At 44.8% G+C, this 17,962-nt stretch carries 16 protein-coding genes; 12 read left to right on the forward strand and 4 right to left on the reverse strand.

The genetic code is table 11. The annotated features are described in order from the left end of the window. The first annotated feature begins 541 nt into the window (after nucleotides 1-541). From ACED59_RS16325 to ACED59_RS16335, 3 genes are read left to right on the forward strand one after another with little or no spacing between them, the layout of a single operon-like run. A complete protein-coding gene (locus ACED59_RS16325; protein ID WP_004734203.1) occupies nucleotides 542-763 on the forward strand; it encodes a FeoA family protein in 222 nt (73 codons plus the stop codon). Beyond that, on the forward strand, nucleotides 764-3,037 hold the full coding sequence (feoB, locus tag ACED59_RS16330) for a Fe(2+) transporter permease subunit FeoB (RefSeq protein WP_371705055.1): 2,274 nt from the start codon (nucleotides 764-766) through the stop codon (nucleotides 3,035-3,037). Continuing rightward, nucleotides 3,034-3,264 (forward strand): FeoC-like transcriptional regulator, encoded by a 231-nt coding sequence (locus tag ACED59_RS16335; protein WP_017096771.1) that lies wholly within the window; start codon nucleotides 3,034-3,036, stop codon nucleotides 3,262-3,264. The genes feoB and ACED59_RS16335 overlap by 4 nt, the downstream gene beginning before the upstream one ends. 138 nt (nucleotides 3,265-3,402) lie before the next feature. On the opposite strand, the gene ACED59_RS16340 is transcribed toward ACED59_RS16335, so the two are convergent. After that, complete coding sequence (locus ACED59_RS16340; RefSeq protein WP_004734200.1) at nucleotides 3,403-3,831, reverse strand: HIT domain-containing protein; 429 nt, start codon at nucleotides 3,829-3,831, stop codon at nucleotides 3,403-3,405. A 269-nt stretch (nucleotides 3,832-4,100) separates the two neighbouring features. Next, nucleotides 4,101-5,834 (reverse strand): arginine--tRNA ligase, encoded by a 1,734-nt coding sequence (argS, locus tag ACED59_RS16345; protein WP_017096772.1) that lies wholly within the window; start codon nucleotides 5,832-5,834, stop codon nucleotides 4,101-4,103. Nucleotides 5,835-6,183: 349 nt separating this feature from the next. Here argS and ACED59_RS16350 point away from each other — a divergent pair, with 349 nt between their 5' ends. After that, complete coding sequence (locus tag ACED59_RS16350; RefSeq protein WP_017096773.1) at nucleotides 6,184-6,780, forward strand: VOC family protein; 597 nt, start codon at nucleotides 6,184-6,186, stop codon at nucleotides 6,778-6,780. A 313-nt stretch (nucleotides 6,781-7,093) separates the two neighbouring features. Here ACED59_RS16350 and purU read toward each other — a convergent pair whose 3' ends face one another. Next, a complete protein-coding gene (gene purU / locus ACED59_RS16355) occupies nucleotides 7,094-7,927 on the reverse strand; it encodes a formyltetrahydrofolate deformylase (protein ID WP_012604522.1) in 834 nt (277 codons plus the stop codon). A gap of 301 nt (nucleotides 7,928-8,228) precedes the next feature. On the opposite strand from purU, the gene ACED59_RS16360 reads away from it, so the two are divergent. The 8 genes from ACED59_RS16360 (at nucleotide 8,229) to rnd (ending at nucleotide 16,229) form a co-directional block, all read left to right on the forward strand. Next, nucleotides 8,229-8,429, forward strand: a complete 201-nt coding sequence (locus ACED59_RS16360) for a hypothetical protein (RefSeq protein WP_009847305.1) — start codon at nucleotides 8,229-8,231, stop codon at nucleotides 8,427-8,429. A gap of 150 nt (nucleotides 8,430-8,579) precedes the next feature. Beyond that, nucleotides 8,580-10,508 (forward strand): ATP-dependent DNA helicase, encoded by a 1,929-nt coding sequence (locus tag ACED59_RS16365; protein WP_017101291.1) that lies wholly within the window; start codon nucleotides 8,580-8,582, stop codon nucleotides 10,506-10,508. A 59-nt stretch (nucleotides 10,509-10,567) separates the two neighbouring features. After that, nucleotides 10,568-11,269 carry a tRNA (adenosine(37)-N6)-threonylcarbamoyltransferase complex dimerization subunit type 1 TsaB gene (gene tsaB / locus ACED59_RS16370; protein ID WP_017096202.1) on the forward strand — a complete coding sequence of 234 codons (702 nt, stop codon included), beginning with the start codon at nucleotides 10,568-10,570 and terminating at the stop codon, nucleotides 11,267-11,269. 93 nt (nucleotides 11,270-11,362) lie between these two features. Continuing rightward, on the forward strand, nucleotides 11,363-11,668 hold the full coding sequence (locus tag ACED59_RS16375) for a hypothetical protein (protein WP_017074520.1): 306 nt from the start codon (nucleotides 11,363-11,365) through the stop codon (nucleotides 11,666-11,668). Nucleotides 11,669-11,707: 39 nt separating this feature from the next. Then, the gene (locus ACED59_RS16380) at nucleotides 11,708-12,268 is read left to right on the forward strand and encodes a Slp family lipoprotein (protein WP_017096201.1); all 561 of its coding nucleotides are present in this window, start codon (nucleotides 11,708-11,710) and stop codon (nucleotides 12,266-12,268) included. A gap of 47 nt (nucleotides 12,269-12,315) precedes the next feature. After that, the gene (locus ACED59_RS16385; protein WP_009847300.1) at nucleotides 12,316-13,167 is read left to right on the forward strand and encodes an alpha/beta fold hydrolase; all 852 of its coding nucleotides are present in this window, start codon (nucleotides 12,316-12,318) and stop codon (nucleotides 13,165-13,167) included. Between the two features lie 106 nt (nucleotides 13,168-13,273). Then, nucleotides 13,274-14,968 carry a long-chain-fatty-acid--CoA ligase FadD gene (fadD, locus tag ACED59_RS16390; protein ID WP_017096200.1) on the forward strand — a complete coding sequence of 565 codons (1,695 nt, stop codon included), beginning with the start codon at nucleotides 13,274-13,276 and terminating at the stop codon, nucleotides 14,966-14,968. A gap of 142 nt (nucleotides 14,969-15,110) precedes the next feature. Continuing rightward, entirely contained in the window at nucleotides 15,111-16,229 is a 1,119-nt protein-coding gene (gene rnd, locus ACED59_RS16395; protein ID WP_069591626.1) for a ribonuclease D, read from the forward strand. A 94-nt stretch (nucleotides 16,230-16,323) separates the two neighbouring features. Here the strand turns inward: rnd and pfaD are convergent, their stop codons facing one another. Beyond that, nucleotides 16,324-17,961 (reverse strand): eicosapentaenoate synthase subunit PfaD, encoded by a 1,638-nt coding sequence (gene pfaD / locus ACED59_RS16400; RefSeq protein ID WP_371705056.1) that lies wholly within the window; start codon nucleotides 17,959-17,961, stop codon nucleotides 16,324-16,326. Nucleotide 17,962 lies beyond the last annotated feature (1 nt).

Below are 17,962 nucleotides of genomic sequence, written 5' to 3' on the forward strand. Positions count from 1 at the left end.
GAGATACGAGATACGAGATACGAGATACGAGATACGAGATACGAGATACGAGATATAACGATAGTTGGGGGAGTTTAAAAAGGTTTTTGGGTTAAAACAAAAGGAAGAAAAAAAATATCGTGGTATAGCCGGGGGGACTATACCACGGGTGCCAATGACACCTTCGCTTGCTGCCGGAGTGATATGGCAAGCCACATCACCTCTGGAATAAAATTAAAGAGAAAGAGTTTCTCTTCGATGGAGTAACTATACGGGTAGCGACTTGTTTTGCTTATAAAATTAACGACAGATGACTGTGAGAAAACCGACATTATTATAAGTTGTTGATTATTATCGCCTTATTGTTTTCTGGTTGACGCGTACTAGTAAGGTAGTACCCACTAATTGTTGAAAGTGACGTTTTTGACGTAAACGTTTTTAACGAAATTTACGAGAGTGTATTTTCGAAAACATTGATTTCACACAATAGAATTGTGGGTATGTGCGTGTATTATGTCGGTAATAACAATCTTTCTCATTATCAATCTCGAACTGGGTACTTATGAAACTCTCACAACTAGAGCAAGGAAAAGCGGCTTCTATTGTTGCACTTACAGGTTTAACACCAGACGTTAGAAAAAAACTAATGGTTATGGGCATGTTGCCAAAAACCGAGGTGACACTTATCCGTCGTGCACCTATGGGTGATCCGCTTCAAGTTGAAGTGAGAGGTGTTTCTATAGCCATTCGTGAAAGCATTGCAGAACAAATCGAGGTTATCTAAATGGATTATCAAGTTCTTACTGTTGGTAACCCTAATAGTGGTAAAACAACATTATTTAACGCATTAACTGGCGCAAAACAGCACGTTGGTAACTGGGTTGGTGTGACCGTAGAAAAGAAAACCGGTTTATATTCGCACGCTGGTGATCAATTCCAGTTAACGGATTTACCAGGCATTTATGCACTAGACAGTGGTAATGATGCAAACAGTATCGATGAGTCTATTGCATCACGCGCCGTGCTTACTCACCCAGCGGACGTGATCATCAATGTTGTTGATGCTAGCTGTTTGGAAAGAAGCTTATACATGACATTACAATTGCGAGAGTTGGGTCGCCCAATGATCGTTGTATTGAACAAAATGGATGTATTAAAGCGTGAGCGTCAGGTGATTAATCTTAAGGCTCTAGAAAAAGAGCTAGGTTGCCCGGTTCTAAGCTTGTCAGCAAACGATAAAGGACAAGTGGTTCGTTTTAAAGAGCGTTTGCATAAGCTTCTGGTTCAAGGTGTGAGTCTTGATCCTATCTCTATTGATTACGATGTCGCGTTAGAAGCTCTTATTCCTTCTGTTGAGTCACAATTTGATGATGCTGACGTATCTCACCGAGCACTAGCGATTCGTGCTTTAGAAAATGATTACTTGGTATTGAATGGTTTGGCCCCACAAACTCGCACTCAAATTGATAGTGTGCGTCTTGGTGCCGATTTCGATATTGATCTTGCTGTTGCTGACGCTAAATACACTTTCTTACATGAACTTTGTAAACGAGTTCGTCGCAGCGAAGGCAAACTGAGCCGTAATTTCACAGAGAAAGCCGATCAATTCATTTTGAATAAATGGGTCGGGATTCCTTTCTTCTTCGTCATCATGTACCTAATGTTTATGTTCTCTATCAATATCGGTAGCGCGTTTATCGACTTCTTCGATATTGGTGTTGGCGCAATATTAGTTGATGGCGGACATCACTTATTAGATGGTCACTTACCGGTTTGGCTAGTCACCGTTCTTGCTGATGGTATTGGTGGTGGTATCCAAACGGTTGCGACCTTTATTCCGGTTATTGCCGCGCTTTACTTGTTCTTAGCGGTACTAGAAAGTTCAGGCTACATGGCCCGCGCTGCATTTGTACTGGATAAAGTGATGCAGAAAATTGGCTTACCGGGCAAAGCATTTGTACCACTTGTTCTGGGTTTTGGCTGTAACGTACCTTCTATCATGGCAACGCGTACTCTTGACCAAGAGCGCGAACGTAAACTCGCCGCATCAATGGCACCGTTTATGTCATGTGGTGCTCGTCTACCTGTATACGCACTGTTTGCTGCTGCATTCTTTCCTGGTGCTGGACAAAACGTTGTGTTCGCTCTGTACATCATGGGTATTCTGGCTTCTGTATTTACGGGCTTGTTCCTTAAAAATACTATCTATCCTGGTAGCAGCGATAGCTTGGTTATGGAAATGCCGGATTACGAATTGCCGACCGTGCAAAACGTGATGCTGAAAACTTGGCAGAAGCTGAAACGTTTCGTGCTTGGCGCAGGTAAAACCATTGTAATGGTTGTGGCAATTCTGAGTTTCTTGAATTCATTAGGTATGGACGGCAGTTTTGGTAACGAAGACAGTGAAAGTTCTGTGCTATCTAAAGCGGCTCAAGTTGTAACTCCAGTGTTCCAACCGATTGGTATTACTGAAGAGAACTGGCCTGCAACGGTTGGTATCATTACCGGTATTTTTGCGAAAGAAGCCGTGGTTGGTACGCTAAATAGCTTATACACTACACCTTCTGATGAAGAAGCGGCTGAGTTTGATCTAGCGGCAAGTTTAGAAGAAGCCGTAATGACCATTCCTGAAAACCTTGCTGGTTTGAGCTATTCCGATCCATTAGGCATTGAAGTTAGTGACTTGTCTGACTCTAGTTCTGTGGCTGCTGATCAAGAGGTTGATACTTCGATCTTTGGTAACTTGAAAGATAAGTTTGTATCAGGCCACGCTGCGTTTGCTTACTTAATCCTAATCTTGCTTTACACACCTTGTGTGGCAGCGATGGGTGCTTATGTTCGTGAATTTGGTCAGACGTTTGCCCGCTTCATCGCAGTTTGGACAATGGCACTTGGTTACTTCGGTGCGACCTTCTATTACCAAGCAGCAAACTTCTCTGTACACCCAGTAAGTAGTGCTGTGTGGATGGTGGCAATTGCTGGTGGTTTTGTGGTGACGTATCGCATCTTCAAGAAAATCGGCAGTAAGCAAAAAGCACTTGAGGTGCAAGTAGTATGATTTTAACTGAACTTCATCGATACATTGATAACGAAGGTGTCGCTGCACGTAGTGAGCTTGCATCTAAGTTTGGGGTAAGTGAAGACGGTATCGATGCGATGCTGGGAGTGTGGGTCAAGAAAGGCAAGATATCTCGCTTGGTCGACACCAATAAGCATGGTCACACAATACGTATTCGCTACACCATCAGCAAACAAGATGGTTTGTCTCTGAATGTGATGATGTAGTTCAGGCCTTCATACTCTCGTTGAAAGCGACGATATTAGACAATAAAAAAAGCCGCTCACCTATTTTAGGTGAGCGGTTTTTTGTTATGTATCTTTTCTGAACTGTCTTGTTTTAAAGCTCAATGAGACTAACTCAAATTACGCTTTCTTGAAGATAGAACTCAGCGACAAAACGTTTTGGATACGAGTATGGATTGCGGCTTGTTCTTCTTCACTACGTTGTTCACCTTTGGTATTTCCCCATACCGGGCCTGGCCATGCGATGTCATCTTTGAAACGTGCAATATGGTGAATGTGCAGTTGTGGCACCATGTTACCTAGCGCGCCTAGGTTTAATTTGTCTGGTTGGAATGTCGCTTCTAATGCTTGGCTTACCGCTTGAGACTCAAGTAAGAACTGCTGTTGTTCTTTCATTGGTAGATGGTGCAACTCTTTTAGGTTGGCGCGTTTGGGTACCAAGATAACCCAAGGCACTGCACTGTCTTTGCTTAGCAGCGCCAAGCTTAGTGGAAATTCGCCGATAAGCGTGGTGTCTTTTGCTAACTGTGGGTGAAGTTCAAAGCTCATTATTATTATCCATTTCGATTTCTTGAAGTCATACCAATCACAGTAAGTAAATGATCAGAAATAGCGCAGGAAAAAGGTTTGAGAACAAGGCAGATTCTTTTGATAAGTAGTTACTCTACAATCAAAAATTCTAACGCAGTTATCGAGCGTTTTAACCAGCTAGGATGATTAGTTATTTACTACGATTGGTATCAGTATACGTTAGATAAAACAAAAGGTTGATGCTCTCACATCAACCTTTGTATTTATTCATTGTAACCCGAAGGGAATTACATGCGCTCTAGAGTTTCGATACCTAGAAGCGACAGGCCTTGCTTGATAGTCTTAGCTGTCAGTGCAGCAAGCTTCAGGCGGCTCTGTTTAACGGTTTCATCTTCAGCCACAAGGATAGGGCATGCTTCGTAGAAGCTAGAGAATTGACCAGCAAGTTCGAACAGGTAGCTACACATGATGTGTGGTTGACCTTCACGAGCAACAGACTGTACCGCTTCTTCAAATTGTAGAAGTTTCGCGATAAGGGCTTTCTCTTTCTCTTCAGTGATTTTGATTTCACCTTCTAGAGAGTCCATAGAAATGCCTGCTTTAGCAAAGATTGAAGCGACACGAGTGTATGCGTATTGCATGTACGGTGCTGTGTTGCCTTCAAATGCCAGCATGTTTTCCCAGTCGAACACGTAATCAGTGGTACGGTGCTTAGAAAGGTCTGCGTATTTAACTGCTGCCATTGCTACTGTGTTCGCAATGGTTTTCTTCTCGTCTTCTGCTAGCTCAGGGTTTTTAGATTCAATCAGCTGAGTTGCACGTACTTCTGCTTCGTCCAGAAGGTCAGCAAGACGCACTGTACCGCCAGCACGAGTTTTAAATGGCTTACCATCTTTACCTAGCATCATGCCGAACGCGTGGTGCTCAAGAGATACAGACTTAGGAACATAACCCGCTTTACGAACGATAGTCCAAGCTTGCATTAGGTGTTGGTGCTGACGAGAGTCGATGAAGTAAAGTACGCGATCTGCGCCCAGTTCTTCAAAACGATATTTAGCACATGCAATATCGGTGGTGGTGTATAGGAAGCCACCGTCACGTTTTTGCACGATAACGCCCATAGGGTCGCCATCTTTGTTTTTGTATTCGTCTAGGAATACAACTTGTGCGCCGTCAGACTCTTTTGCTAGACCTTGTGTTTGTAGGTCAGAAACGATGTTTGAAAGCATATGGTTGTACATACTTTCACCCATCACATCATCACGTGTCAGTGATACGTTCAGGCGATCGTAGTTACGTTGGTTTTGAACCATGGTTACGTCAACCAGCTTTTTCCACATTTCAGCACAGTATGCGTCGCCACCTTGCAGTTTCACTACGTAGCCACGAGCTTTCACTGCGAATTCTTCGTCTTCGTCGTAAAGCTTTTTAGATTCACGGTAGAACTGTTCAAGATCTGAAAGTTCCATTGAAACTTCACCAGTTTCAGCTTGGATGCGCTCAAGGTTTGCGATAAGCATACCGAATTGAGTACCCCAGTCACCAATGTGGTTAGCACGGATAACTTTGTGACCTAAGAACTCAAGTGTACGAACAACAGCATCACCGATGATTGTTGAACGTAAGTGGCCTACGTGCATTTCTTTTGCAACGTTTGGAGCTGAGTAGTCAGCAACAATCGTTTGTGCTTCTGCGGCTGAAACACCAAGGCGAGAGTCAGCAAGTGCTGCGTCTGCTTGTTGTGCCAGGAACGTTTCATCTAGGAAGATGTTTAGGAAACCTGGACCTGCGATTTCAACTTTAGAAGCGATACCGTCTAGGTTTAGAACGTCCAATACTTTTTGAGCAAATTCTCGAGGGTTAGTGCCTAGTCGTTTAGCAACACCCATAATGCCGTTTGCTTGGTAGTCACCAAATTGTGGTTTTGCAGATTGACGGACAGCCGCAGGAGAGCCTGCAGGTGCGCCAGCGGCTTCTAGAGCCTGAGATACTTTGTCATTAATCAGTGCTTGGATATTCACACGCGTTTCCTTCAATTCAAGGATGAATAAGAGTAGCCGTTATTTCGTGGGCATTAAATTTGGCTAATTATGCTTCTAGTTAACGATTTAATGCTGAAATGAACAACAGACTCTGTTTAAGTTCACAAAAATGGCGTTAATCATATCAATTTTGTGGGCTTTCTTATAGGTCGAATTGATAGAAAATTAACATTTCCTGAGGGGTTTTTGACAATCAACTTTGACCAAGCCAAGTTTGTCTATTTAGGAAAGTAAGACACGGTACTTTTTGAGTGTTTTTTGTAACAGCAGCGCTTGTTGCTGGAAGTAAAACTGATACCATGTTGCCATTATTTGGAGAACATAGACAATGACGATGAGCCTGAAGCAAGCTGAACTAGAACCACAACAAATGATTGCACGCCTTGATACGTTTATGACGAAAATTGAGAACCTCGGAAATGTGCTGGGTTTGGATTTAAGCTTTGCTCAAGCGGATCACATTGCATTAAGAATCAATGAAACTGAGCTTGCGAAATCAGCACATCAAGCATGGTCTGAATACGGCTCTACGATTTCAGAAGCGATGATCAATGGTCGTCCCATTGTGGTGTTGGCTTTCGATAAACCATTGCAAAGTCTTGGTTGGAAGATTGAATGTTTAGAGCTGCCTTACCCAGCTGAAGGTAAGATTTACCCGAGCCAAGATTGGGAGCATGTAGAGTTTGTGATTCCGTCTCACGCTCAAACGGCCAATGAGTATCTAGCAGACCTTAAAGAGACTTACCCGCAGTTCGCTGCTAAGTTTGAAAATTTGGCAGAACAAGGCATTAAGATAAAACTCTCTAGCCCGAAAGGTGAGGGTGAACGTTTGAATAATCCAACGGTTGCATTTAAGCATCAAGGGATTTGCATTAAGCTGCATCCACACTCTTTGAAGAAGATTGTTGAGTCAGAACAGGCCTAATTTGATTGGATAGTTGCTGGGAATAGATTCCTGAACTCACCAAGGCTCGTCGGAATGACGGGGTGTTTGATGGTGTTTGCCAGGTCTATCTTTAGATGCTGACAGTCTGAGTGTTCGAGGGCGCATGTTAGAGCCTATAGTTATAAGATTCATCACCGAGTTCGTTATTCCCGATAGCGACGAAGGAGCGTAGTCGGGAATCTCATAAAGCTAGTCAGATCATCAGATACAAAAAACGCGCAATGGATTAACCCTATTGCGCGTTTTTTATTGGGTTCTAACTGGAAGTCTTACCTGAAATCGAACCTCCGATCTACAGAATCACGGTCTTGTTGCCGTAAACAAACACGTGATCATTGATCACTTTGTTTAAAGCCTTACTCAACACGTTCTTCTCTACGTCACGACCCGCTTGTGCCATGTCTTTCGCGCTGAAGTTGTGATCCACTGGGATAACATCTTGCTTGATGATTGGACCTTCATCGAGATCGTTTGTCACAAAGTGTGCCGTTGCACCAATGATCTTCACACCGCGCTCGTAAGCTTGCTGGTATGGCTTAGCACCAATGAATGCAGGCAAGAAACTGTGGTGAATGTTGATGATTTTGTGGTTGTACTTCTCAACAAACCCCGGCGTCAGCACTCGCATGTATTTAGCAAGCACTAGATAGTCCGCCTCATACTGGTCAATGACTTCCAACATCTTCTTCTCATGCTCTTCACGGTTTAATCCTTCGTGAGAAACATGGTGGTAAGGGATATCAAAACGCTCGGTTAGGCTTTGCAGTGTATCGTAGTTACCAACTACTGCCGCAATATCAACATCTAAACTGCCATCGAAGTTCTTCATCAGAATATCGCCAAGGCAGTGTGCTTCTTTAGTTACCAGAATCACAACACGCTTACGAGATGAATCAACCAGCTTACGTTTTGTGTTTTCTGGCAGGGCTTGGTCTAAATCGGCGAGTAAGGTTTCGTCATTGAAGTAGCCCTCTAGCTCTGTGCGCATAAAGAAGTGGCCACTTGTGTTATCAACGAACTCATTATTGTGAATAATATTGAGTTGGTGCTTATAACAAATGTTGGTGATCTTTGAGATGAGGCCAGGGGCGTCAGTACAATGTGTTAATAAAGTTTTTCTTTCCATTTGCATCTTACTTCCATGAATGTTGCACTTATTATATGAAATCGGGATTCTTCAAAATTTAACGCAGGCCGTCGAACGGTGAACTGAGCCGCAGTATCACCGTTATAATTAATCTATTATCAAGTTGGTTTCAACAAATTCTGCTGCTCATTTATCGCATCGATAAATTGTTTTATATAGAAATATCAGTTTTTCGATAGAAAAAAAGGCAGAAGCTTCATTTTTCAAGTTTTGACCGTAGTACGCATTTGAACTTCAACCGAGGCATTGACGCTTTGGCCAAAAAATAGAGGTGATACTTATGGATAAAGAGTTACTAGCAAAAAAACTGTACTGCAAACGAGTGAATTCATTAGCGGGAAGTACAGAGTTAGATGGTAATGTTCTAGATGAAATGTGGGAAAGTAAAACCTCACCAACCGATGCAGTGAAAGCCATGCAGCCTTGCGATAATCATTTTGAAGGCGCCCCTTGGTTGTCGCGTTATCTCAGCCGAAAATAATAACGATTCTTTGATTTTTATTTCTTCAATTCTTACCTTCTAGGTAGCTTAACCCAAACCAAACACCTCCGGTGCGAAGTCATTCTTGATTCGCGCCGGCTCACTAAACCTGCCATAATTCGCCTTCTATTTTTCTAAACTTCGTACTCTATGATATCTAAAACGTTTTCTGCTGATGGTGCTTTGGGTAAAGCGATCCCTGGGTTCCAACCTCGACAAGCTCAGCTAGACATGGCTGAAGCGGTTTCACAGGCTATTGAACAACAGAGCCAATTGGTCGTTGAAGCGGGAACGGGAACAGGTAAGACGTTTGCTTATCTAGTGCCAGCACTGCTGAGTGGTAAGAAAACGATCATCAGTACGGGGTCTAAAAACCTTCAAGAACAGCTGTTTCACCGAGATTTACCATTGATGGTCGATGCGCTTGGTTTTTATGGTCAGGTTGCGTTACTCAAAGGCCGTTCAAACTATTTGTGCTTGGACAGGCTCAGTCGTCAAATGATCGAGAGCCATGGCACTCACACCGATCCAACGCTGTTAGCTCAGTTGGTGAAAGTGCGCAGTTGGTCGTCAGCGACTCAAACTGGCGATTTAGGTGACTGTGATGATATTGCTGAAGATAGCCCGGTCATTCCAACCATTACCTCGACTAACGACAACTGCTTAGGCAAAGAGTGCCCAAGCTACACCGATTGCTTTGTGCTGAAGGCGCGTAAAAAAGCGATGGATTCTGATGTTGTTGTAGTGAACCACCACTTGTTTCTCGCGGATTTAGCGATCAAAGAAACCGGGTTTGGTGAGCTGATACCTGAAGCCGATGTGTTTATCTTCGATGAAGCGCACCAACTTCCCGATATCGCTAGCCAATACTTCGGACAATCGGTTTCCAGCCGACAGATCCAAGAGCTAGCCAAGGACATTGAAATTGCTTACCGAACTGAAGCCAAAGACATGCGCCAACTGCAGAAAGTAGGGGATAGGCTCGTTCAATCGTCAGCCGATCTACGCATTGTGCTTGGCGATACGGGCTTTCGCGGTAACTGGCGTGAAGCATTGAAGTCAGAGTCGATTGCGAGAGAGTTAGTTCGCTTACAAGATGCGTTGCAATTGGCCGTTGATGTATTGAAATTAGCATTGGGTCGAAGCCAGTTGTTAGACACGGCTTTCGAGCGTGCAACCATGATTAAGTCGCGTATCGAACGTGTATGTGACGTGTCGATTACTGGTTATTCGTATTGGTATGACACCACGCCACGACACTTTGCTTTGCACATCACGCCACTCTCAGTCGCCGACAAATTCCATGAGCAGATTGAGCTAAAACCGGGTGCTTGGGTGTTTACCTCTGCAACTTTGGCGGTGTCGGACGATTTCGACCATTTCACCTCACGGCTTGGGCTAAAACCGTCAGCACAATTTTCACTACCGAGCCCGTTTGATTACCCAAATCAGGCGCGTTTGTGTGTGCCTCGCTATCTACCAGAACCGAATAGCCCGGGCTTAGCGGACAAGCTAGTAAGAATGCTGACCCCTGTGATTGAGCAAAACCAAGGTCGCTGTTTCTTTTTGTGTACTTCACATAGCATGATGAAAGAGTTGGGGGAGCGATTCCGTGAAACGCTCTCGGTTCCAGTTCTGCTGCAAGGTGAGACAAGTAAGCAAAAAACCTTAGCCGAATTCATGGAATTAGGTAACGCATTGCTGGTGGCTACTGGCGCTTTCTGGGAGGGGATAGATGTTAGGGGCGACGCATTAAGCTGTGTTATCATCGATAAATTGCCCTTTACAGCCCCTGATGACCCTTTACTTAAGGCTCGAATCGAGGACTGTAAGTTAAAAGGGGGTGATCCTTTTGCACAGGTACAGTTGCCAGACGCCGTGATTACCTTGAAACAAGGTGTCGGCCGATTAATACGTGATAAACGTGACAATGGCGCTTTAATTATTTGCGATAACCGCTTGGTGACCCGCGATTACGGTGGTGTGTTTTTGGCGAGTTTACCGCCTATCCCACGTACCCGTGACTTAGGGATCATTAAAGAATTCTTAGCTAAAGACCATTCAACCGCTGCTGAGTAATTAGCATTGTTGATCTTAGCCATTATTTTTAGATTAGATAACGAATATTTGAGACACAAATGAGCGCGAAAATTCTTGCAGTAGATACCGCAACTGAAAACTGTTCAGTTGCACTAGTAATTGGTGACCAGGTGTTCGCACGTAGCGAAGAGGCACCTCGAGACCATACGAAAAAAATTCTACCTATGGTTGATGAAGTACTGAAAGAAGCGAATGTTGCTTTAACCGATATCGACGCGATCGCGTTTGGCCAAGGCCCGGGCAGTTTCACGGGTGTACGTATTGGCATTGGTATTGCTCAAGGCTTAGCTTTTGGTGCTGATTTGCCGATGATCGGTGTGTCTACACTGGCAGCGATGGCGCAAGGCAGCTACCGTAAATTTGGCGAAACTCATGTTGCAACAGCAATTGATGCTCGCATGAGTGAAGTTTACTGGGCTCGTTACAGCCGTGAAGATAATGGTCGTTGGACTGCGGTCGATGCGGAATGTGTGACGCCTCCAGGTGAGTTGGCTGAACAGCTTGAAGCGGACTCCAACACATGGGCGAAAGTAGGCACAGGTTGGGAAGCATATGCAGAGCACATGGACACACTAGCGATCAACACCAAAGCGTGTGAAGTGCTATTCCCAGAAGCTCAAGACATGGCGTTCCTTGCTCAATTTGCTTATGCTGAAGGCAAAGCGGTTGCTGCTGAAGAGTCTGAGCCGGTTTACCTACGTGATAAAGTGACTTGGAAAAAACTGCCTGGTCGCGAGTAAATACGTATTACTTTGGCTCTGCAGTTTATTTTGTAGAGCCGTTATTAAAATTAGATACACAATCATTAAAGTCAGGTAATAAACTCTTTAAGCATGGTTTCAATCAACGGCTTACCTCCTTCTTCGATAGGCAATACATCTAAAACCAATCGAACCAACAAAAAGAATGAGGTAAAAAAAGGCGATGCAAAGACCTCTGTTGGTCAGCCAACTAAGGTTGCGAATGCTGTCTCGCATTCTATTCGCCAGGTCAAAGAATCTGAGATTCACAAAGCTCAGGTTCAATATGATCTTCCAGAAGGGCGCGGACGACGTGCGATGGAAGAGTATATGGATGTGATGAATCAAGCTAAAAAAGAGGAACTTGCAAAGCTAATTGGGGTCGATATTTATATCTAGCTTTGTGTTTTCATTTATCCTGCTCTAAGGAGCTGCATTATGTATTCTCTCATATCTAAATCTCGCTTATTTTTCCTTGTCGCTTTCTCTACGATGGTGATGGGGTGCTCCTCTTTACCTAAAGAACTTAATGCAAACTCAGAACAGGTGGTAACTGACTACCAAGAGTGGGTAAACACACTACCGGATGCCGGTGATGTTCGTTTGGGTGGCGTGATTGCTAAAGTCACTAATCTGAAAGATAAAACGCGTGTTGAAGTGGTGAACTTACCTATCTCTAGTAGTGGTAAGCCTGATATTGATGCCGAACCAAAAGGACGTTTTGTTGGTTACATTGACGGCTATGTTGAACCATTGAACTTTGCTGAGGGTCGTTTAGTTACTTTAGTTGGCACATCAAATAGCACTGAAGACGGTATGGTTGGTGAATACCCTTACACTTTCCCAGTCATGAATGTCTACAATCAACGTTTATGGCAGATCACTGAAAGAGTGGTTATTAATGACTTTGCGCCAACTTACTACTCTTGCCGCAGTTTACATTGTCGCAGCTTTCAAACCATGCCTAAGTCAGGGCGTGTGATTCAAGATGTGCAATAGTCGAACCTTAACTCGACATACCCAATGACAGGGACACCATACTATCAATGATTGAACAGTCATATTCCCTTGCGAGCGGGACACTTGCAACACAACAGATTGGCAACCCACAAACGACCGTAACGACGGTCGTTTTTATTCATGGCTGGCTAGACAATTCCGCAAGTTTTACTCAGGTCATGCAGCAAGTCTCTAAGCTTTCTCCAGATACTCACTTGGTTGCGATCGATCTTTTTGGGCACGGTTTCTCGTCGCATAAGTCGGGGAGTTACTACCCATTTCACGACTATATTGATGATTTGCACCAGCTAGTGACCAAATTATCGCCAAACAGACTGGTGCTGGTAGGACATTCACTTGGTGCATTGATAGCAAGTTGCTATAGTGCCGCCTTTCCTGAAAATGTGTCAGGATTAATTCAAATTGAAGGTCACGGACCTCTTTCTGAAGCTCCCCACGAAACAGTCTCTCGCTTGAGGGATGGGGTACTTAGTCGTCTTCGACAGCGAAGAAAGCCTTCACGTCCTCTGGCAAGTCTTGAGGATGCTATTAAGCTGAGAGCTCACGCCAACCAAATTAATGCTGAATTAATCGCTCCTATTGTTGAGCGAGGTATTGTCGAGTTTGAGAACTCTTGGCAATGGCGATGCGACCCTAATCTAAAATGTGACTCGTTATATCGAATGTCACAGGCGCACGCTGAAGCGATTATGGCGGCTATTGAATGCCCTCAATTAATAATCCTAGGGAATGATGGATACCGACATTTGCAGCATAATCGCTACAAATCAGCGCATAGTCCTCTGAATATAGAGACGATTCCTGGCGGACATCATTGTCATTTAGAGAGCCCAGAGCTAGTTTCAGAGCTAATTCTTGGTGTAGTTAACAAAATTTAAACAAGTGTTTGAGCCTTTTAGTGCTCATGCACTAAAGCTGTGCTGTAATACCGCAATGATAAAAAGCGGCGAAGCAGTCGTCAGCTGATAAACGAGGAGTAACATCGTGGATAAACCTTGGCTTTCACGTTATCCAAGTGACGTACCAGAAACGATCAACCCAGATCAGTACCAATCTCTCATTGAAATGTTTGAACAGTCGGTACAGAAGTTCGCCGACCAACCTGCATTCGAGAACATGGGATCGATTATGACATTCCGTAAGCTTGAAGAGCGCAGTCGTGCTTTTGCTGCTTACTTGCAGAATGATCTAAAACTGAAGAAAGGCGATCGTGTCGCGCTGATGATGCCAAACTTGCTGCAATACCCAATTGCACTGTTTGGTGTACTGCGTGCAGGTATGATTGCTGTGAACGTCAACCCACTGTACACGCCTCGCGAACTTGAACACCAACTGAATGACTCTGGTGCAAAGGCGATTGTTATCGTTTCTAACTTTGCGAGCACACTGGAGAAAGTCGTTGATAAAACTCCGGTTAAACACGTTGTACTCACTAGCCTTGGGCAAATGTTGCCACGAGCGAAAGGTACGATTGTCGACTTCGTAGTGAAATACGTGAAAGGGATGGTGCCTAAGTACGATCTACCGGGTGCCATTTCATTCAGAAAGGCACTTTACAAAGGCCGTCGTCTTCAATATGTGAAGCCGTTTATGGCGGGTGATGACATCGCATTCCTACAGTACACAGGTGGTACAACGGGTGTAGCGAAGGGCGCAATTCTAACGCACCGCAATATGATTGCGAACGTACTTCAAGCGAAAGGGGCATACAGCCCTGTGCTACAAGAAGGCCGTGAATTGGTGGTAACGGCATTGCCGCTTTACCATGTATTTGCACTGACAGTGAACTGCTTACTGTTTGTTGAGATGGGTGGTCGTAACCTTTTGATTACTAACCCTCGTGACATTCCTGGCTTTATTAAAGAACTACAAAAAGTTCCGTTTACCGCGATTACTGGCGTAAACACCTTGTTCAATGCGCTAGTCAATAACGAAGATTTCCACGAGTTGGATTTCAGTAACATGCGTCTGTCTGTTGGCGGTGGTATGGCGGTTCAGCGCGCTGTTGCTGAGCAATGGAAGAAAGCGACAGGTGTCCACCTACTTGAAGGCTATGGTTTAACTGAATGTGCTCCTTTGGTCACAGGTAACCCATACGATCTGAAAGACTACACAGGTGCAATCGGCCTACCAGTACCATCAACAGAAGTTCGTATTGTTGATGACGAAGGTAAAGTGGTGGGCAATGACCAAGTGGGCGAATTGCAGGTCCGTGGTCCTCAAGTGATGCAAGGCTACTGGCAGCGTCCAGAAGCGACCAAAGAAGTGATCGACCAAGACGGTTGGTTATCGACAGGTGACATCGTTAAGTTTGATGACGAAGGCTTGTTGTACATCGTAGACCGTAAGAAAGACATGATTCTTGTGTCTGGCTTCAACGTTTACCCGAACGAGATTGAAGATGTTGTGGCTCTGCATGGCAAAGTGTTAGAAGTTGCGGCTATTGGTCAACCTCATGAAGTGTCAGGTGAGTTAGTTAAGATTTACGTTGTGAAACGTGACCCTAGCCTAACCAAAGAAGACATTATCGCGCACTGTCGTGAACACCTAACAGGTTACAAGATCCCTAAATTGATTGAGTTCCGTGAAGAACTACCAAAAACCAATGTAGGCAAAATCTTGCGCCGAGTGCTTCGTGAAGAAAACGACGCAGAGCTTGCCAAACGCGAAAGCGAGTAATGGTCGGGTTTGCGAGAAATTAGCCCTCGAAACCATTCAGGCGCTTAATCTAAGCGAGCGCTGAAAAATGGTGTTAGAATGCCGACAGTTAATGTCGGCATTTTTGTATCCGGCGATCAAAGTAAAATCAGTGAGAGTTTTTGTGGATTATCAAATCATTACCCAAGTGAAAGACCTTGAGCGAGTTTGCCAACAAGCACGTGAAGCCGATGTTGTTATGCTTGATACAGAGTTCGTTCGTACAAGAACCTATTACCCTCAATTAGGCTTAATTCAGTTATTTGATGGTGAAACGCTGTCACTGATTGATCCTATTGCTCTTGATGAAATGACCCCGTTTGTTGGGTTATTGAAAGACACTTCAGTACTCAAAGTTTTGCACGCGTGTGGCGAAGATCTAGAAGTGTTCCAGAACGCATTTGGCTGTACGCCAACGCCAATGGTTGATACGCAGATCATGGCAGCCTTCTTAGGTCATGGTCTTTCAACTGGCTTTGCAGCTCTCGTTTCAGAGTTTGTAGGCGTTGACCTAGATAAGAGTGAATCTCGCACCGACTGGCTAGCGCGTCCGCTTTCTCAAAAGCAACTCGACTACGCAGCAGCAGACGTTCACTACTTGATGCCAATGTACAACAAGCTTCTAGAAAAAGTGATGGAAGCGGGCTGGTGGGAAGCGGCGCAGCAAGAGTCTGATTTACAAGTGGCTAAGCGCATCCGTAAAGCAAACCCAGATAACGCTTACCTTGATATTAAAGGCGCGTGGCAGCTAAAACCTCAGCAGCTAGCTATTTTAAGACCGCTAGCAACTTGGCGTTTAAAAGAAGCGATTAAGCGTGACTTAGCGCTGAACTTTGTCTTCAAAGAACAAGACCTATGGGCTGTAGCGCGTTTTGCGATGAAAGACCCTAAGCACATGGAGCAAGAAGGTTTTGATTACCGCTCTGTACGTCGCCATGGCGCTAAAATCAGTTCAATCGTTAAGTTAGCTGAGCATACGCCAGAAGAAGAATACCCAGCGCCAGTAGAACGTCTAATGGACTACCCAGGTTACAAACAACTCTTCAAAGTGTTGAAAGATGAAGTGAAAACAGCTTCGCAACACAGTGGTTTAGCGACTGAATTTTTGGCGTCGAAGAAGCAACTTAACCAAGTGTTAAGCTGGATATGGAAGCACGATCGTAATCCTGAAAAGCTGCCAGATGTTATGCAAGGTTGGCGTTTAGATGTGGTTGGCGAGAAGCTAAATAAAGCGATCAAATAACCAACGACTGCAATGACATTTCGATGATTCAAAGAAAAGCGACCTAATTAAGGTCGCTTTTTTATTTGGTAAAATTTAGCTAGCTACTCGGCACTTAAGCCATTCTTTGCGTCGGCTTCCAGCGTGCTAGTTCCGGATCAAGCTTGATACCTTGTGAGGTCAGCAGGTTAACACGAGCTAAGTAAGCTGCACCGTGCATCAGATGCTTAGCAAGATCAACGGCATTACGCTTCTGGTAATCATCTAGATAGCTGTCTTTTGCCCATGCGTTGAATGCGCCAAGTGCAGGACCTGCCCATACTTGGTAATCCATCTCACGGCCTTGTTCACCTGTGTTTGACCAACGACTTGAAAGACCCAAGTACCAACGGAAAATCAACGCCATTTTACGTTTCGGGTTACCTTCAGCACGCTCGATCTGTTTAGGATCGCGCTCGTTAAAGTGCGCCACAGTCCCCGCCCAAATGTCATCCAGTGTTGAACGGAATACTTGCTTCTCAAGCTTCAGACGCTCTTCTACTGGAATCGCTTCAATTGAGTCGTAGCGAGTGTAAAGTTCATACAACTTGTTCGCACGCATTGGGAATAAAGTGCCGCGCTTAACCACTTGCAGTTTCACGCCCATTTCGAACATGTCTGCTGCCGGAGCCATAGTCACGTCAGCCATTTCAGTTGTCGAAAGCAGCTTACGTGTGTGTTCGCTCGCGCCAGCCTCAACACACGCTTGGTTGATTGAACCGGTAACAATGTAAGCAGCACTCATGTTAAACGTCGCTAGAGCCGCGTCAGGCGTGCCTACGCCACCACCACAACCGACACGTAGCGGAGTTTTGAATTGGTACTGTGCTTGGGTTTGTTCTTTCAGTGCAAGAATCGTTGGCAGCAGGGTAACCAGTGGACGGTTATCGGTATGACCACCAGAATCGGCTTCTGCGGTAATGTCATCAGCCATAGGAACCAGCTGTGCCAGTTCCATCTGTTCTGCTGTGATTCGACCTTCATCAACCAAAGCTTGCAGCATTTTAACTGGAGCTGGTTGCATGAACTTACTTGCAACTTCAGTACGGCTTACCTTAGCAATAACCTTGTTGCCAATCTGAATCTCACCTTGTGCATCGCGGCTAAGGCCCGCGGCACGGTAGTGAACGATCTGCGGTGTTAGGCCTAAGAAGGCAGAAGCCTCAACCGTTTTCACTTTGTGTTTCAAAAATAGCTCTACACTGCCGCGCTCTAGAGCGGGTTCGCTTGGGCTGTGAATCAGGTTAAACGCATAAGGACCGTTTGGCAGTGCTGCTTGAATACGGTTGATCGCTTGCTCAACGCGAGACGGGATTAAGCCCGCCGCGCCAAATGAACAAAGAATGCCAGCTTGGCCAAGCGCAATCACTAACTCTTCAGATGAAATGCCGTTTGCCATTGCGCCCGCATAGTAAGCGTATTTCACGCCGTGACAGCGACGAAAATCTTCGTCGCCTAGGCTTTGTGTACCAAGTGCAGGAGCAAAGGCGCTAACAGGTTGGCTGTTCGCTGAGCTTGCTGAATCGCCCGATGCAATCTCTGCTTGTTGGCTAACACCTAACCCTTTTTCTGGGTGGTTCACGACGTAACAAGCAAGGCTTAAGTCTTTCAATATTGTCGACATTGCTGCGTTATCAAAGCGAGTTGTGCTCTCTTCGATCTGCCAAGGCCACGGAGATAGCTTTTCGTTATTGATTGTAGTTTGAGTTGTCATA

This window comes from Vibrio sp. FF266, from assembly GCF_041439695.1.
In the GTDB taxonomy this organism is placed as follows: domain Bacteria; phylum Pseudomonadota; class Gammaproteobacteria; order Enterobacterales; family Vibrionaceae; genus Vibrio; species Vibrio tasmaniensis_A.

Excerpts from the sequence above, each read along its gene's own strand:
- ACED59_RS16325 (WP_004734203.1), top strand. The coding sequence starts at position 542 with ATGAAACTCTCACAACTAGAGCAAGGAAAAGCGGCTTCTATTGTTGCA.
- feoB (WP_371705055.1), top strand. The coding sequence starts at position 764 with ATGGATTATCAAGTTCTTACTGTTGGTAACCCTAATAGTGGTAAAACA.
- ACED59_RS16335 (WP_017096771.1), top strand. The coding sequence starts at position 3,034 with ATGATTTTAACTGAACTTCATCGATACATTGATAACGAAGGTGTCGCT.
- ACED59_RS16340 (WP_004734200.1), bottom strand. The coding sequence starts at position 3,831 with ATGAGCTTTGAACTTCACCCACAGTTAGCAAAAGACACCACGCTTATC.
- ACED59_RS16350 (WP_017096773.1), top strand. The coding sequence starts at position 6,184 with ATGACGATGAGCCTGAAGCAAGCTGAACTAGAACCACAACAAATGATT.
- purU (WP_012604522.1), bottom strand. The coding sequence starts at position 7,927 with ATGGAAAGAAAAACTTTATTAACACATTGTACTGACGCCCCTGGCCTC.
- ACED59_RS16360 (WP_009847305.1), top strand. The coding sequence starts at position 8,229 with ATGGATAAAGAGTTACTAGCAAAAAAACTGTACTGCAAACGAGTGAAT.
- ACED59_RS16365 (WP_017101291.1), top strand. The coding sequence starts at position 8,580 with ATGATATCTAAAACGTTTTCTGCTGATGGTGCTTTGGGTAAAGCGATC.
- tsaB (WP_017096202.1), top strand. The coding sequence starts at position 10,568 with ATGAGCGCGAAAATTCTTGCAGTAGATACCGCAACTGAAAACTGTTCA.
- ACED59_RS16375 (WP_017074520.1), top strand. The coding sequence starts at position 11,363 with ATGGTTTCAATCAACGGCTTACCTCCTTCTTCGATAGGCAATACATCT.
- ACED59_RS16380 (WP_017096201.1), top strand. The coding sequence starts at position 11,708 with ATGTATTCTCTCATATCTAAATCTCGCTTATTTTTCCTTGTCGCTTTC.
- ACED59_RS16385 (WP_009847300.1), top strand. The coding sequence starts at position 12,316 with ATGATTGAACAGTCATATTCCCTTGCGAGCGGGACACTTGCAACACAA.
- pfaD (WP_371705056.1), bottom strand. The coding sequence starts at position 17,961 with ATGACAACTCAAACTACAATCAATAACGAAAAGCTATCTCCGTGGCCT.